Origin of the sequence: Streptomyces spongiae, from assembly GCF_009377185.1 — a bacterium.
GTDB classification, from domain to species: domain Bacteria; phylum Actinomycetota; class Actinomycetes; order Streptomycetales; family Streptomycetaceae; genus Streptomyces; species Streptomyces spongiae.
On sequence record NZ_VJZC01000198.1, the window covers coordinates 1 to 15,769 of the forward strand.

15 protein-coding genes and 1 pseudogene are annotated in these 15,769 nt (G+C 69.3%); 7 read left to right on the forward strand and 9 right to left on the reverse strand.

Features of this window, described 5'->3' with window-relative positions; all coding sequences use genetic code 11:
* Positions 1 to 48: 48 nt before the first annotated feature.
* Complete coding sequence (locus tag FNH08_RS24765) at positions 49 to 828, reverse strand: fumarylacetoacetate hydrolase family protein (protein ID WP_322725303.1); 780 nt, start codon at positions 826 to 828, stop codon at positions 49 to 51.
* A gap of 184 nt (positions 829 to 1,012) precedes the next feature.
* Between FNH08_RS24765 and FNH08_RS24770 the strand changes: the two genes are divergently transcribed.
* Positions 1,013 to 2,035, forward strand: a complete 1,023-nt coding sequence (locus FNH08_RS24770) for a LacI family DNA-binding transcriptional regulator (protein WP_322725304.1) — start codon at positions 1,013 to 1,015, stop codon at positions 2,033 to 2,035.
* 469 nt (positions 2,036 to 2,504) lie between these two features.
* Here FNH08_RS24770 and FNH08_RS24775 read toward each other — a convergent pair whose 3' ends face one another.
* The gene (locus FNH08_RS24775; RefSeq protein ID WP_228034317.1) at positions 2,505 to 3,071 is read right to left on the reverse strand and encodes an NADPH-dependent FMN reductase; all 567 of its coding nucleotides are present in this window, start codon (positions 3,069 to 3,071) and stop codon (positions 2,505 to 2,507) included.
* A 456-nt stretch (positions 3,072 to 3,527) separates the two neighbouring features.
* Between FNH08_RS24775 and eno the strand changes: the two genes are divergently transcribed.
* The 6 genes from eno to FNH08_RS24805 all read left to right on the forward strand — a co-directional run bounded on the left by eno (position 3,528) and on the right by FNH08_RS24805 (position 9,867).
* Entirely contained in the window at positions 3,528 to 4,838 is a 1,311-nt protein-coding gene (gene eno, locus FNH08_RS24780) for a phosphopyruvate hydratase (protein ID WP_152773767.1), read from the forward strand.
* A 167-nt stretch (positions 4,839 to 5,005) separates the two neighbouring features.
* Positions 5,006 to 6,016: a VOC family protein gene (locus FNH08_RS24785; protein WP_152773768.1), complete on the forward strand. Its 1,011-nt coding sequence runs from the start codon at positions 5,006 to 5,008 to the stop codon at positions 6,014 to 6,016.
* Positions 6,017 to 6,042: 26 nt separating this feature from the next.
* Positions 6,043 to 6,630, forward strand: coding sequence for a carboxymuconolactone decarboxylase family protein (locus FNH08_RS24790; protein ID WP_152773769.1), 588 nt, complete (start codon positions 6,043 to 6,045; stop codon positions 6,628 to 6,630).
* 61 nt (positions 6,631 to 6,691) lie between these two features.
* A complete protein-coding gene (locus FNH08_RS24795; protein WP_194238592.1) occupies positions 6,692 to 7,798 on the forward strand; it encodes an alcohol dehydrogenase catalytic domain-containing protein in 1,107 nt (368 codons plus the stop codon).
* A 163-nt stretch (positions 7,799 to 7,961) separates the two neighbouring features.
* Positions 7,962 to 8,870 carry a LysR substrate-binding domain-containing protein gene (locus FNH08_RS24800; protein ID WP_322725306.1) on the forward strand — a complete coding sequence of 303 codons (909 nt, stop codon included), beginning with the start codon at positions 7,962 to 7,964 and terminating at the stop codon, positions 8,868 to 8,870.
* 130 nt (positions 8,871 to 9,000) lie between these two features.
* Entirely contained in the window at positions 9,001 to 9,867 is an 867-nt protein-coding gene (locus tag FNH08_RS24805; protein ID WP_152773770.1) for a 3-hydroxybutyryl-CoA dehydrogenase, read from the forward strand.
* 67 nt (positions 9,868 to 9,934) lie between these two features.
* On the opposite strand, the gene FNH08_RS24810 is transcribed toward FNH08_RS24805, so the two are convergent.
* The 7 genes and pseudogenes from FNH08_RS24810 to FNH08_RS24840 form a co-directional block, all read right to left on the reverse strand.
* Positions 9,935 to 10,462 carry an SRPBCC family protein gene (locus tag FNH08_RS24810; RefSeq protein ID WP_152773771.1) on the reverse strand — a complete coding sequence of 176 codons (528 nt, stop codon included), beginning with the start codon at positions 10,460 to 10,462 and terminating at the stop codon, positions 9,935 to 9,937.
* Positions 10,463 to 10,496: 34 nt separating this feature from the next.
* On the reverse strand, positions 10,497 to 11,462 hold the full coding sequence (locus FNH08_RS24815; RefSeq protein ID WP_152773772.1) for an electron transfer flavoprotein subunit alpha/FixB family protein: 966 nt from the start codon (positions 11,460 to 11,462) through the stop codon (positions 10,497 to 10,499).
* 100 nt (positions 11,463 to 11,562) lie between these two features.
* On the reverse strand, positions 11,563 to 12,345 hold the full coding sequence (locus FNH08_RS24820) for an electron transfer flavoprotein subunit beta/FixA family protein (protein WP_322725307.1): 783 nt from the start codon (positions 12,343 to 12,345) through the stop codon (positions 11,563 to 11,565).
* Positions 12,346 to 12,373: 28 nt separating this feature from the next.
* Complete coding sequence (locus FNH08_RS24825; protein WP_152773773.1) at positions 12,374 to 13,549, reverse strand: acyl-CoA dehydrogenase family protein; 1,176 nt, start codon at positions 13,547 to 13,549, stop codon at positions 12,374 to 12,376.
* A 42-nt stretch (positions 13,550 to 13,591) separates the two neighbouring features.
* Positions 13,592 to 14,773, reverse strand: a complete 1,182-nt coding sequence (locus tag FNH08_RS24830; RefSeq protein ID WP_407704444.1) for a CaiB/BaiF CoA transferase family protein — start codon at positions 14,771 to 14,773, stop codon at positions 13,592 to 13,594.
* Positions 14,770 to 15,177, reverse strand: coding sequence for a zinc ribbon domain-containing protein (locus FNH08_RS24835; RefSeq protein WP_194238593.1), 408 nt, complete (start codon positions 15,175 to 15,177; stop codon positions 14,770 to 14,772). The genes FNH08_RS24830 and FNH08_RS24835 overlap by 4 nt, the downstream gene beginning before the upstream one ends.
* A 195-nt stretch (positions 15,178 to 15,372) precedes the next feature.
* Positions 15,373 to 15,769: pseudogene (locus tag FNH08_RS24840) on the reverse strand (SWIM zinc finger family protein); the annotation flags it as partial.

Sequence of the window (15,769 nt, forward strand, 5' to 3'; positions counted from 1 at the left end):
TGGCGGTGGGCAGGCCCCTGTGTGTGGTCACCCGACGTGCGTACGACGTCAGAGGCTCTCGGCCACCACCGGGTTACGCAGAACGCCGATGCCCTCGATCTCCACCTCGACCTCGTCTCCGGGACGGATCGGCCCGACGCCGGCAGGCGTGCCCGTCATGATCGCGTCTCCGGGCAGCAGCGTCACATAGCGGCTGAGGTAGCTGACGATGTCGGGGACAGCGAGCAGCAGGTCGGCCGTGCTGGCCGACTGCATGACGACGCCGTTCACGCGGGTCGTCAGCGACAGCCCCGAGGGGTCGAGTTCTGTCTCGATGACCGGTCCGAGGGGAGCGAACGTGTCCTGCCCCTTCCCGATCAGAAGCGTGCCGAACGCGCTCTCCTTGCGCTGGACGACGCGGTCACTGACGTCGTTTCCGCACGTATAGCCGAGGATGTACTCGTGGGCCTCCGAAGGCTTCACATGGCGGGCTTCCTTTCCGATGACGACGACCAACTCGCCTTCGAAATGGACCAGTTCACCATCCGCCGGATAGACGATGGCATCGTCCGGACCCACCACCGCGGTACTCGGCTTCATGAAGCACACGGGAACTTCCGGAACCTTGCGATCGGTCTCGTCGATGTGTGAGGCGTAGTTGTAGGCGAATCCGAAGATCCGGGGCCGCTCCAGCGGCGCGAGAATGTCCACATCGCCGATTTCGTCGACGTGCCCGGTGGGGGACAGACCGGTGAAGGGATCCCCCTCGAATCTCGCGATCCCGGATTCACCGGATACGAGTTCTCCGTAGTGACGCACCCCGCCGACGGCATACCTGATGATCCGCACGGAAACCTCCGCAACTAGGCAGCCACAGACGGCTGCACGACCCATCCAGCAGTGCTAACGTTAGCACGCGCACAGCGATCAATCCCGGGCCCGACTTCTCTCGACCACGGAGCGCAACCGAAGTGCTATCGTTGGCATACGGAAAGTGACGGCACGGGACCAGTCGGCTCGAGGGGGCCTTTACGTGATCACGACCAGGGACATCGCCGAACGCCTCGGGGTCTCCGTCTCGACGGTCGGCCGGGCGCTCGCCGACGATCCCCGCATCAGCGAGGAGACCAAGTTCAAGGTCCGCCAGGCCGCCTCCGAGATGGGGTACGTCGGCAACCGCGCGGCGCGGATGATGCGCGGGGCGTCCAGCAACGTGGTCGCGCTGGTGATCCCGGACATCCGCAACAGCTTCTACTCGACCATCGCGCACGAGCTGTCGAAGAACATGGAGGCCGAGGGCTTCCAGCTGATGCTCGCGGAGACCGACGACGACCGGATGGTGGAACTGGGCCATCTGCGGGAGCTGTCCGCGACCCGCGTGGCAGGCGTCATCATCGTGCCCACCGCACGCCCGCACAGCGACTCCGTCAAGCTCCTGCGCACGGTGCCGCATCTGCAGCTGCTGCGCCGCCACCCGTCGCTGGGCTCCCAGTGGTTCGGCGTGGACGACCACGAGGCGCTGCGCCAGGCCACGGCCCATCTGGTGACCGAGGGCCACACGCGCATCGCGTACATGGGCGGCCCCGAGGAACTGCCCACGGGCGCCGAGCGTCTGCGCGGCTTCCGCAGCGCCCTGCGCGAAGGCGGTCTACCTGAGGACTCCGGGCGCACGGAGCTGGGCCCGCCGTCGTCCGTGGACCACGGCCGCCAGGCGATGCGCCGACTGCTGGAGGGCCCGGACGCACCCACCGCGCTCGTCCTGGGATCGATCCAGCTCACCCGGGGAGTCCTGGAGGAACTGTCCGAGCAGGACGTGAAGGTGCCCGGGGAACTGTCCGTGATCGGGTTCGGTGACGAGCCGGGGTTCTCCTGGTGGGGCCCCGGACTCACCACGATCGGCCTGCCGATCCAGGAAATGGCCACAGGCTGCGCGCTGTGGCTGATGCGCCGCCTGAAGACCAGTCCGGGCAACGACGGCCCGTACACGTCGGTCTCCCCGGGCTCCCTGATCCTGCGCGGCAGCACGGCGCCACCTGAGGGCCAGAGCTCGTCCTGACGGACAGGCGTCCCTGGCTGCGAGGGCACCCCTGACGGACAGGAACCCCTGGCGCGAAGGGTTGCCCTGACGGACAGGCGGTCCCGACGGGCCCCTGGCAGACAGGCACCCCGACGGACAGCACCCCACGACGCAAGGCCCCCCGGCCGACACAAGTACCCCTCGACGACACCACGACGTACCGTCAGCCGCGTAGGCACCGCAGGGGGTGCGCCGGGAGGTGTCCGCCCGCAGCGGCCGGCGTCCGCCACCGAGCACCTCACACACCCACAGATCCGCCGGACCGAGGACGGAGACCTCGCGGCGCGCCCCCGACCCACGGACCAACGGCAGGCGCCCCGGTACGCAACGGAAGCGGTACATAGCGATGCCGGGTGCGCCCGACCCACCAGGGGCGCGGGGAACTGCGCGATCAGCCACAACGGCGGGACCGAAACCGAACAACCCCGGCCACACACACGAAAACGGTTCAGTACGTCTCACCGCGCAGCCGCCGCATGACCCGGGCGGTACGCACGAGTTCGTCGAGCACCTGCTCGGCCGCCGCCTCATGTATCTTGCCGGCCCGAAACGCACCGTCCTCGACAAGCTCGTTGACGAACGGGATGCTCACGGTCGGCCCGATCGGCAGCATCCTGAGGTTCGCCACGACCTGCTTGCCCATCTGCACCGCCCGGGTGCCCGCCGAGACGCCTCCATAGCTGACGAACGCGGCCGGCTTGTGCTGCCACTCCACGACGAGGTAGTCCCACGCGTTCTTCAACGGGGCGGGGAAGCCGCCGTTGTACTCAGGGGTGACGAAGACGAACGCGTCCGACGCCTCGACGATCCGGCTCCACTCGCGGGTGTGGCTCTTCGTGTACTGCCGCAGGGCGGGCGGATGCGGCTCGTCGAAGAAGGGAAGGGCGAGTTCCCACAGGTCGACGGTGTGCGACTCGAACTGGTCGCACTCCGCGGCCCGGGTGGTGAACCAGTCCGCGACGGACCTTCCCACCCGCCCCGGACGAGTACTGGCCACCACAGTGGTGAGGGTCATCGGCGCCTCAGAGGGCTCGGCTGCCATATCGGGCTCGCTTTCCGTTCGGCCGCGCCCCGGCCCGGCGGGTCCACTCCTTCCTGTGCTGTCCGTCCGTCCAGGAAGGGCGCGGGCCCGCCGGAGTCCTTGCCGGAGCGGGATCGTGCGAACGATAGCACTGACGCTCGGAGAGGCCAAGAGAGCAGAGACGAGCGACAAGTGGAGCCGACGGACCACAGCCTGCCTCTTGACATCACAGCCGACAGTTCGCACGATTGCGCTATCGTTAGCACGAGATGAAGAGAGCCTTACACCCCTTCACTCGCTCGCAGAGCCGCAGTACCGATCGGGTGCCGCCAGGTGCCACCCGATGCCGCCCGATGCCACCGGGTGCCGCCCGTCGAGGGCCCCCGGATGACAGACACGGATCCCCCGGCCGTCACCCCGATCGTCCGAACTCCGAAAGGTTGCACCGCCATGACAGACGCGCGGATCGCCAAGCTCCACAGCCGCAGGGTGTGGGATTCACGCGGTCGTCCGACCGTCGAGGTCGAAGCCCACCTCTCGGACGGCGCGATCGGGCGGGCGATCGCACCGGCGGGGGCCTCGACGGGCCAGGGCGAAGCGCTCGATCTGCGCGACGGCGGCAGCCGCTTCGGCGGGCTCGACGTCCAGCGCGCGGTGAGCTCGGTGAACGACGAGATCGCGCCCGCCCTCACCGGCCGTGACGCGGCAGACCAGGAAGCCGTCGACCGGCTCCTGGTCGACCTCGACGGAACCCCCGACCGCAGCCGCCTCGGTGGCAACGCGATCGTGGCCACGTCCATGGCCGTCCTGCACGCCGCCGCCGCTTCGGCGGGCGTACCGCTGTGGAAGCACCTGGCCGGCGACGACCCGGTCCGTATCCCGCTGCCGGAGATCCAGATCTTCGGCGGAGGCGCCCACGCGGACCGCCGTGTCGACGTACAGGACTTCATGGTGATGTGCCCGGCGGCATCCGGTTTCTCCGAGGCACTGGACTGGACCGCGGAGATCTACCGGGCGGCCGGAAGCTTGATGCGTGCGGCGGGGAAGGCCCAGGGCGTGGCCGACGAGGGCGGTTTCTGGCCCGCCTTCGACTCCAACGAGGAGGCGCTGGAGACACTGACCCGCGCGATCGAGACCGCGGGCTTCGCTCCCTCCAGCGAGGTGGGCATCTCGCTGGACGTCGCGGCCTCGCAGTTCGGCAGCGGCGGGCGGTACACGCTGGCCCTGGACGACCGCACGCTCGACACCACGGCGCTGATCGACATGCTGGGCGGCTGGATCGAGCAGTATCCGATCCTGTCCGTCGAGGACCCGGTGGGCGAGGACGACCACGACGGCATGGTGGAGTTCACCCGGCGCTACGGCCACCGCTGCCAGGTGATCGGCGACGACTATCTGGTCACGAACGCCAAGCGCGTGGAGGCCGCGGCCACCAGCGGAGCGGCGAACGCCGTCCTCGTCAAACCGAACCAGGCCGGTACGGTCACGGAGGCGTTCCAGGCGCTGCGGGCCGGAAAGGAAGCCGGCTTCGGCACGATCGTCTCGGCACGTTCCGGGGAGACCGAGGACATCACCATCGCCCATCTGAGCGTCGGTTGGGACGCCGGCCAGCTGAAGGTGGGCTCGTTCACCCGCTCCGAGCGCATGGCCAAGTGGAACGAGGTGCTGCGCATCGAGGAGTCCCTCGGCGCGTCCGCGGAATTCAGCGGATGGTCCGCCTTCACATTCGCCGGACCCGATGCCTTTACGGCCGAGCCGTAAACCCGCAAGCCGTAAATCTGCAGACCGTAAACCCGCAGGCCGTAAACCCGCAGGCCGTAAACCCGAGGCCCTTACAGCCAAAACGACCAAGCAAAAAACGGCCGGCCGCAGAATATTACGTATTACAGTCAGCGAAATCCAGAGCCGATCGGAGCACGGAGACCAGCATGCTGCCACCCGTCAATCTGCGCCCGAGTTTCAACATCACCCGCTCCAGCCATGTCCGGCTCACCGTGGCCGATCTGGCCGAGAGCCGGAACTTCTACGTGAACGTGCTGGGACTCGTCGTCACCGAGGAGGACGAGCGCACCTGCTACCTCCGTGGCCTGTCGGAAGCCTGCCACCACAGCCTCGTCCTGGAGCTGGACGAGGAGGGCGCGGGCTCTTGCAGGAGGATCGGCTTCCGGGTCTTCTTCGACGAGGACCTCGACATCGCGTACGACTGGTTCCGCGAGCGGGGGCTGCCCGCGGCCTGGGTCGACATGCCGCACCAGGGCCGCACCCTGCACGTCAGCGACCCCGTCGGCACGCCGCTCGAACTGTGCGCGCACATGGAGACCCGGCCGAGGCTGCACATCGACTTCCAGCTCCACAAGGGCGCCCACGCCCAGCGACTGGACCACTACCAGACCTTCGCGCCCGACACCTACGAGCTGTGCGCGTTCTACGGCGAACTCGGTTTCCGCAACTCCGAGTACCTGGCGCACGGCGACAAACTGCTGAGCGCGTTCATGTACCGCAAGGGCACCTGCCTGGACCTCGCGATCGTCGAGAACACCGGCCCCGCCCTGCACCACTTCGCGTACACCGTCTCCGAGAGCCATGACATCTTCACCGCCTGCGACTTCGCGGGAATCCTCGGCTACGGCGACGGTGTGGAGCGGGGCCCCGGACGTCACGGGCCGGGCGGGATGCTCTTCGCCTACCTCCGTGACCCCGACGGGCACCGGGTGGAGGTCTTCAACAGCCACTACCAGACGATCGACACCGAGATCGAGCCGGTGCGCTGGGACGCGGGATCGCTGAGCACCAACGCCCGCTGGGGCCTGCCGGCGCTGGAGAAGTGGTACTTCGAGGCGTCGCCCTTCGCGGGGGTCAAGCAGATTCCGCCGGCCGAGCCGCCGAAGCCCATGTCGCTGGAGCGGTTCCTTCTCGAACAGTCCCAGTCCGCCCGCTGATCCTTCCGTCCCCCCGAGGAGACACCATGGCACGAGTCCCCTACCTGCGCCGCGAGGACGCCGACGAGTCGCAGAAGCCCCTGTACGACCGGCTGGAAGCCGAACGCAAGGTCCCGACGGCGAACATCTTCCTCGCGCTCACCCACGCGCCCGCACAGCTGGACGCCTTCCTGACCTACGCCAACTCGCTGCGGGCCGCCGACCTCAGCCCCCACCTGCGCGAACTGGCCATCCTGACCGTGGGCTACGCGACCCGGTCGGCGTACGAGGTCGCACACCACCAGTCGCACGGCCTCAAGGCCGGGCTCACCGAGGAACAGCTGGCTGCGGTGGCCGACTTCGAGTCGTCCGACCTGTTCGACGCCACGGAGAAGGCGGTGATGCGCCTCGCCAAGGAGTCCACGCTCCAGGTCGACGTCTCGGAGGGGACGTGGCGTGCCGCCGCGGAGCACCTCAGCGACCAGCAGATGGTCGAACTGTCGTTGTCCATCGCCTGGTACAACTCCGGCGTCCGCATCATGGGGTTGCTGGACATCGACCTCGAGGACAACTATCCGAACCCTTTCCCTGACCCGAACCCTTTCCCTGACCCGAACTCTTTCCCCAAGTCGTAGGGAATTCCTGCAATCTCCGCCCCCGGCGGCCCGGGACGGAGCAGTTTCAAGGAGTATTTCAATGGCGAAAATGCTCGCTGCCCGACTGCACGCTCTCGGTGAGCCGATGTCGGTGGACACGATCGACGTGCCCACGCCGCGTCCGACCGACGTTCTGGTGCGGGTGAAGGCGTGCGGGATCGTGCCGAACATGGGCAACGTGATCAACAACTGGCCCACCTGGTACCCGCACCAGCCGCTGCCCAAGTTCCCCGCCATCTTCGGGCTGGACGCAGCCGGCGTGGTCGAAGCGGTCGGCGACGCGGTGCTGCACACCAAGCCGGGTGACCGGGTCTATGTCAACCCCCTGCGCTCCTGCGGCAGTTGCCAGGTGTGCCGGGGCGGTGAACTGAGCCGGTGCCGCTACTTCACGTTGAACGGCTACTTCAGCACGTCCCGGGACGGTCAGCGGATCTTCGACCTCTACCCCTACGGTGGTTTCGCGGAGTACATGACCGCCCCGCAGTACTCGATCGTCAACATCCCGGACACCATGACGTTCGAGCAGGCCGGCAAGCTGGGCTACATCGGCACGTCCTACGGAGCACTCAAGAACGCCGCCGCAAGCCCCGGCCAGGTCGCGCTCATCGACGGCGTCACCGGAACCCTCGGTGTCGCGTCCACCGTGCTCGCACTGGCCTCCGGCGCCGCACGGGTCCTCGGCACCGGCCGCAACGAGGAACTCCTCAAGCGTGTCAAGGAACTGGCCCCGGAGAGGGTCGAGGTGTTCCGGCTGGGCGACGGCTCCACCGGTGAGTGGGCGAAGTCCCTGACCGGCGGCGAGGGCGCGGACTACGTCATCAGCGCCCTGGGCGCCAAGGCCCCGGTGGAGACGATGCTCGACTCCATGCAGGGCGTACGCCGGGGCGGCAGGGTGGTCAACGTCGGCGGCGTGGCCGACCGGCTGCCGGTGGACGTGAAGTGGCTCATGGACGAGCAGGTCCAGCTGATCGGCTCCAACTGGTTCAGCACCGCTCAGGGGCAGGAACTCGCCGACATGGTGCGCACGGGTGCCCTGGACCTGTCGTACCTACAGGCCAAGCCCTTCCCGCTGTCGAGGGTCAACGAGGCGATCTCGGGCCTGGAGGACCGCGACGGCGGATTCAGCAACTACGTCGTCATCCCCTGAAGCGTAAGCCCTCTGAACCGACAGCCCTCTGAACCGTAAGCCCTCCCTGCTCACCCCGCGGCGGTCCTGTTCTGCCCTGACGCCCGCCGCGGGGTGCCCACCCACCGGCCGTACGCACGTCCGGTGCCCGCATCAGCACACGCCCAGCAGGACGGAGGAGCCGGTGGAACTGCGCTGGCTGGAATCGTTCGTCACCGTCGCGGAGGAACTGCATTTCGCGCGGGCGTCGGACCGTCTGCATCTCGCTCCGTCGGCGCTCAGCGCCCAGATCAGGGCGCTCGAGTCGCATCTGGGCGTCCGCCTGATCGACCGCGGACGACGCACCCGCCCGGCGCTGACCAGCGCCGGGCAGTTGTTCGTGGAGGAGGCGCGGCTGACCCTCGCCCAGGCCGCGCGGGCCGAGGCCGTGGGCCGGCGTGCCGGTCGCGGGGAGCTGGGGCACGCCCAGATCGCGTACGTCGCCTCGGCCGCGTTCTCCGGAGTGCTGACCGATGTGCTCACCCGCTGCGCGGCCCCGGACACCCAGCTCATCGTGCAGGTACGCGAGTTGGAGACGCCCGCGCAGCTGGAGGCGCTGGCCTGCGGGGACATCGACGTCGGTTTCCTGCGCTGGAGGCCGGAGTACCCGCCCGACGTCACGGCCAGCTGTCTGCTCACCGAGAACGTCGTCCTGGCGCTGCCGGCCGACGCGCCGCTGGCGGCGTACGAGGCGGTCCCGGCGGCGAAGCTGCGCGACGAGCAGTTCGTGGCCCCGCACTTCGACGAGGAGTACGGCTGCCGGGACCAGATCCTGGAGGTGGCGGAACAGGGCGGGTTCAGCCCACGCTGCGCTCCCCCGGTGCGGGACTTCATCGCGGCTCTGACACTCGTCGGCGGTGGTCTCGCGGTGGCCCTGGTCCCCGATTCGCTGCGCCGCGTGCAGATCCCGGGGGTGGCCTACCGCCCGCTGGCGGACGTACCGCTGACCACCCGGTTGGTGGGCGCCTACCGCAGGGGTGAGACATCGCCTGCCGTGCGAGGCGTGATCCGCCGTCTGCGGGAGGCGGCTGCCGCGACGGTCGCCACCGGCTGACGCGCACGGTCGGTCAACGCCGAACCGACGCATGTTTGTACGCGGATAACGCACCATCTGAGCAGGTCAGAGGGGGTAAGCCCGGCCTAGGCTCAACACTGCACCAACGGAGGGACAGGCGGAGGAACGCATGACAACGATCAAACACGTGGGTGTCGTCGGCGCCGGACAGATGGGCCGGGGCATCACCGAGGTCTGCGCAAGGGCCGGGCTTCGCGTCACCTTGTGCGACGTGACCGAGGACAGGGCCCGTGCCGGCCTGGCAGGCGTGGCGGACTCCCTGCTCAAGGCGGAGAAGCGCGGCGCCATCACCTCGGAAGGCCGCGCCCATGCCCTGGCCGGGGTCTCGGTCACCGCGGACCTCTCCCGCCTGTCCGGGGCGGACCTGGTGATCGAGGCGGCCGTGGAGGACGAGCAGGCCAAGACGGCGCTGTTCCGGCAACTCGACAAGGTGGTCACCGACCCGGCCGCCGTACTGGCCAGCAACACCTCCTCGATCCCCATCGCCCGCCTCGCGGCGGTGACGGGACGACCGGAGTCGGTGGTCGGCCTGCACTTCTTCAACCCTGTCCCGGTCATGCCGCTGGTCGAGGTGATCCCCTCGCTGCAGACCTCGAAGGCCACGGAACTGCGGGTGCTCGCCTTCGCCGGCGAGACCCTGGGCAAGAAGGCGATCGTCACGCAGGACCGCGCGGGCTTCGTGGTGAACTCCCTGCTGGTTCCCTACCTGTTGGCCGCGGTGCGGATGGTCAGCTCCGGCACGGCGACGGCGGAGGACATCGACACGGGGATGACCGCCGGTTGCGCCCACCCCATGGGCCCGCTGCGCCTCGCCGATCTCATCGGCCTCGACACCGTGGCGGCGATAGGCGAAGCGCTGTACGAGGAGTACCGCGAACCGCTGTACGCCCCTCCCCCGTTGCTGCGCCGCATGGTCGAGTCGGGCCTGCTGGGCCGTAAGTCGGGACAGGGGTTCTTCAACTACCAGGCCGCGTAGGGGCCGTTCGCGGAGAGCCTTGCGGGCCTGCCACCTGTGGCAGGCCCGCGGTACGGCGCCGGTCCGGTCAGCCCGCTTCAGCGAGTGCCTTGACACCGCGCAAGGTGGCTTCCATGTTCGTGCGGAGCTCCGCGAGCCGGAAGGCCACGATCTCCTCCTCCCGCTCCGGTGCGCGCTCGATCACCAGGTTGACCCCGGAGCGGCCCGGTCCCATCCGTGCGAACTGGCGCAGCCTCGTGCCGGTTCCCTGGGGCTCAAGCTCGAAGCGCCATGTGGCCAGGGGCTTCGCGGGGTCCGGGACCGGGTCGCCGTACCGGCCGTCCGGGTCCACGACCGCCCAGCCGAAGACGCGCTGTTCTTCCAGGTCGACGATGTGCGAGACGGTCCGCCACTCGCCGTTCATCCGGTGGTGGTTGTACCCCGCGAAACAAGCACCCACCGCGGGCCCCTCCATCCCGTCGAGCCATTCCACACGCTGCAACTCGGGGCTCACTCGCGCCGGCAGACCGATGTCCGTCACCAAGGCCCACACCTGTGAGGGACGCGCCTCGATGTAGACATCACAACTGACCCTCGGTCCCTCGGAATACCGCATGGTGCCTCTCCCCCTCATGAGTGAACGCTCGTCCTCAACCGGCCGCGCGGCGGGCAACCACTTCCCGCGTGAGCTGGGGAGCCACCGCGAACAGGTCGCCCACGACGCCGTAGTCAGCGAGGTCGAGGATCGGTGCCTCCGGGTCCTTGTTGACCGCGACGATCGTCTTGGAGGTCTGCATTCCGGCGAGGTGCTGGATGGCCCCGGAGATCCCCAGGGCAATGTACAGCTGAGGGGAGACGGACTTGCCGGTCTGCCCGACCTGGAACTGGTGCGGGTAGTAGCCGGCGTCCACCGCGGCGCGCGAGGCGCCCACCGCGCCTCCGAACGCGTCCGCCAGCTCCTCCACCACCCCGAAACCCTCCGCTCCCGCGACACCGCGGCCTCCGGAGACGACGACGGCGGCCTCGGTGAGCCCGGGCCGGTCGCCGACGGGTGCGGCGCACCGGTCGGTGACGCGGGCGGAGGTCGTGGGGTCGACCGCCGGCAGGGCCAGTGTCCGCTCCACGGCCCCGCCCGGATGCTCCTCCGGCTCGAAGGCCCCCGGGCGGACGGTGATCACCGGCATCCCCTGGGTGACCTGGGAACGCACGGTGTACGAGCCCCCGAAGACGATCTGGGTGACCACGCCGGAGGCGTCCAGGTCGACCGCGTCGATCAGCAGCCCGGCATCCAGCCGCGCGGCGAGACGCGCGGCCACCTCCCTGCCGTCCGTCGTCGCGGGGACCAGAACGGCGGCGGGAGAGATCTCACGCACCGCGAGCTCCAGGGCGTCCACGGCGGGCGTGACGAGGAACTCGGCCGCTTCGGTGGCCTCCGCCGCGTGGACGCTCGTGGCGCCGTGTCGGGCGAGGGATTCCCTGAGGCGCGCCGCCGTGCCGGGAGTTCCCACGACGACGGCGGCCGGGTCCCCCAGCCGCCGTGCGGCGGCCAGGAGTTCATAGGTGGACTTGTTGACACGTTCCCCGTCGTGGTCGACGAGGACGAGGACATCGGGCATGGGACCTGCTTCTTGGTCGTTCTTCTTGGTCGTTCTTCTTGGTCGTTCTTCTTGGTCGTTCTTCTTGGTCGTTCTTCTTGATCGTTCTAGGTCGGGCGGTTCAGACGAGCTTCTCGGCGATCAGGTACTCGGCAAGCTGCCGACCGGCGAAGCCGTCGTCCGTGACGCGGGTTCCGGCTGTCCGTGGGGGACGCGGGACGGCCTCCAGCACACGGGTCCGGGTCACGAGGAATCCGGCGTCGTCCGCGTCGGGGAACAGGTCGTCGAGGTCGACGGTGTCCACCGGCTTCTTCTTGGCGGCCATGATCCCCTTGAAGGAGGGGTAGCGCGGTTCGTTGATCTTCTCGGTGACGCTGACCAGCGCGGGCAGCGGTGCGTCCAGCGTCATCCGACCGTGCTCGGTCTCGCGCTCGGCGCGCACCCGTCCCGCGTCCACGTCCAGCTTCCGCACGTGGGTCACCTGAGGCAGCGCGAGCAGGTCCGCGACAACGGCGGGGACCGCGCTCGCCTGTCCGTCGGTGGTCGCGTCGCCGGCGAGTACCAGGTCGACGTCGTGGACGGTCCGCACGGCGGCCGCCAGGACCTTCGCGGTGGCCAGTACGTCCGCGCCGCGCAGCCTGTCGTCGCAGATGTGGATACCCCGGTCGGCGCCCATCGCCAGGACCTTGCGGATGGCTTCGAGCGCGGAGTCGGGTCCCATGGAGACGACGGTGATGTGGGCGTCCGCCGTCTCCTTCAGGCTCAGGGCCTCTTCGGCGGCGCGCTCGTTGATCTCGTCCAGGACGAGGTCGGCGTCCTCACGGTCGAGGGTGTGGTCGGCCTGGGACAGGGTGCGTTCGGCCCCGGTGTCCGGGACCTGCTTGACGAGTACGACGATGTTCACGGTTGCCTTCTTCTTTCAGCCGGAGCGGTCAGCGGAACGCCGCCTGGCCGGTGATCGCCTGTCCGACGACCAGCGTGTGCATCTCACTGGTGCCTTCGTAGGTCAGGACGGACTCCAGGTTGTTGGCGTGGCGCAGCGGCGAGTACTCCAGGGAGATGCCGTTGGCGCCGAGGATCGTGCGGCACTCCCGCGCGATGGCGATCGCTTCCCGGACGTTGTTGAGCTTGCCCATGCTGATCTGCTCGGGCCGGATGCGGTGCTGGTCCTTCAAGCGGCCCAGGTGGAGGGCGAGCAGTGCGGAGTTGCCCACGGACAGGCTCATGTCGGCGAGCTTCTTCTGGGTGAGCTGGAAGGCGCTGATCGGCTTGTCGAACTGGACGCGGGAGTCGGCGTACTCGATGGCCGCCTGGATGCAGTCGCGGGCCGCGCCGACCGCGCCGAACAGGATGCCGAAGCGGGCCTCGTTCAGGCAGGACAGCGGTCCGCGCAGTCCCTCCGCGAGCGGCAGTCGCGCCGAGTCGGGCAGCCGTACGTTGTCGAAGTACAGCTCCGAGGTGATGGACGCGCGCAGCGACATCTTCTGCTTGATGTCCTGCGTGGTGAAGCCCGGCGTCCCGCGCGGTACGAGGAAGCCGCGGATGCCGTCCTCGGTCTGCGCCCAGACGGTGGCCACATCGGCGATGCCGCCATTGGTGATCCACATCTTGGAGCCGTTGAGGATCCAGTCGGCGCCGTCACGGACGGCCCTGGTGCGCATCCCGGAGGGGTTGCTGCCGAAGTCGGGTTCGGTCAGGCCGAAGCAGCCGATCGCCTCACCGGCGGCGAGCCGGGGCAGCCACTGGAGCTTCTGCTCCTCCGAGCCCCACTTCCAGATGGAGAACATCGACAGCGAGCCCTGTACGGAGACGAAGCTGCGGAAGCCGGAGTCCGCCGCCTCCAGCTCCAGACAGGCCAGGCCGTAGCTGACCGCGTTCGTGCCGGCGCAGCCGTAGCCTTCGAGGTGCATGCCGAGCACGCCCAGCTTGCCGAGTTCCGGGGCGAGTTCGCGGGCGAAGTGGGCGTTCTCGAACCACTCGCCGATGTGCGGGCGTACCCGGTCGGCGAGGAACCTGGCGACGGTGGCCTGGATCTCGCGCTCCTCCTCGGAAAGGACGGAGGCGATGTCGAGCAGCTCGAGAGGGTCCTTCAGCGGCTTGCGGCTCATGGAAAGCTCCTTGTAGTCACGGTTGGGTGTTCGCATGGTGGTTCAGGTGGGGTCGGACGACAGGCCGTCGAGGATGTCCGCGGTGTGTCGGCCCAGGCCGGGCGGGGGCAGGCGGTACTGCGCGGGTGTTCCACTCAGCGCGATGGGGTGCGCGACCTGACGGGAGGCCCTGCCGTGTTCTGCGTCGCCCGCCGCGGCGGGGATGTCGACGATGCCGGGGAGCCCGAGCTTCTGAGCGAAGTCGAACGCCTCGTCGAGGGTGTTGACCGGTCCGGCGGGCACGCCCGCGGCCAGCAGGACGGCCGACCAGTGGTCAGCGCCGGCGGCGCCCAGCCGTCGCGTCAGGATGTCGCGGAGTTCGGTGCGGTGGGCGACCCGGTCGGCGTTGGTGCGGAAGCGGTCGTCGAGCGCGAGACCGGGCTCCCCGACCAGGTCGGCGAGCGTGGCGAACTGCCGGTCGTTGCCCACCGCGATCGCGATCGGACGGTCGGCGGTCTGGAAGGTCTCGTACGGGGCGATGCTCGGGTGCGCGTTGCCCATACGGCCCGGGACCACACCGGCGACGGCGAACGCCGACGCCTGGTTGACCATGGCCGACAACAGCGAGCTGAGGAGGTTGACCTCCACGTGCTGGCCCTCCCCGGTGGCGTCCCGGTGCCGAAGGGCGGCGAGGATGCCGAGCGAGGCGTGCAGGCCGGTGATCACATCGACCAGGGCCACGCCGGCCTTCATCGGCTCTCCGGCCGCTTCCCCGGTCACGCTCATCAGACCGCCGACGGCCTGGACGAGCAGGTCGTAACCGGGGATCGCCGCGCCCGCGCCGCTGCCGAAACCGCTGATCGAGCAGTAGACCAACCCCGGTTGCCGGGACCGGAGTTCGCGAGGGCCGAGCCCGAGCCGCTCCATCGTGCCGGGGCGGAAGTTCTCCACCAGCACGTCGGACTCGGCGATCAGGGCGCGGGCCTGTTCGAGGCCGGCGTCGGTCGTGAGGTCCATCGTCACGGACTTCTTGTTCCGGTTGACGCTGAGGAAGTAGGTCGACGTGCCGTCGTGGTCGGCCGGCGGACACCAGGCCCGGGTGTCGTCCCCGGTGCCCGGCCTTTCGACCTTCACCACGTCCGCGCCGAGGTCGGCGAGGAGCATGGTGGCGTAGGGCCCCGCGAGAACCCGGGAGAAGTCGGCGATGCGCAGACCCTCCAGCGCGCCGCGCCCCGCTCCCCTCACCACCAGCGGTCCGGAGTCGACGCCGGGCGGGTGGGTTCGACGACGGGAAGTCCCTGACCGAAGGGAGCGACAGCCCGTACGACACTCACCCTCGACCCGACCGCGACCGGCCCCGTGCCGGTGGCCTGGCAGAGCAGGTTGAAGCCCTCGCTCATCGCGACGAACCACGTGTTGTGCGGAACATGGCCGTGGCGGCGAACGACGACCCCGTCGCCCGCGCTGCGTTCCCGTTGGAAGGCCCGGGACCCGCAGGCACGGCAGAACGCGCGGCGGTAGGCCGGAGTGCCACACCAGAGGCAGCGCTGGAAGAACAGTTCGCCGCAGTCCAGTTGTTCGTTGGGGGTGGCGAGCGTTTGGTGGTCTTGTCCGAGCTCGGTGTGTTCAAGGGTGACTGTCCGGAGCATCGCGGCCTCCTGCACGCAGTTCGGTGACCGGAAAGGGGAGATCTGAAGGGGAGATCGGAATCCGATCTGGCTCCACCACCCTGGCCCCGCCGCGGACCGCCGGTCAACGACGAGCTGACGCATCTTTGTGCGCGGAACGCGTTCCGTTCGACGAGGTCAGAGCTGGTTCACCGGCGTTACTCTCGCAGCGGGCCCTCACACCTCGTCGGCCGCTCCCAGGCCCGTCAGGGCGCCCACCGGGTCCAGGTCGGGGGTTCCTCGGGGCCACCAGTCCTCGCGGCCCGGTTCCGACTCGTACGCGTACCAGAGGCCGTCACGGCCCAGGCGGAGCTGGACGTGGCCGTGCGGGTGCGTGAGGTGGTTGCGCCGGGGGCGGAAGGCGGGCAGGTCCGCGGCGAGGAGGAGCGGCCGGGCACGGTCGAAGCGGCCCGCGGGCGGGTCCCAGGGCTCTTCCAGGACGGCGAGCCCCTCCGCTCCGCCCTGCCTCCAGGCGGCGACCGCGCGGGCCAGGTCGGCCGGGGTGCGGCTGGTGGCGGTGGCCAGTGAGGAGTAGAGGGCGCGGGTGGAGGCGGTGAGGCCGGACCCGGGGCGG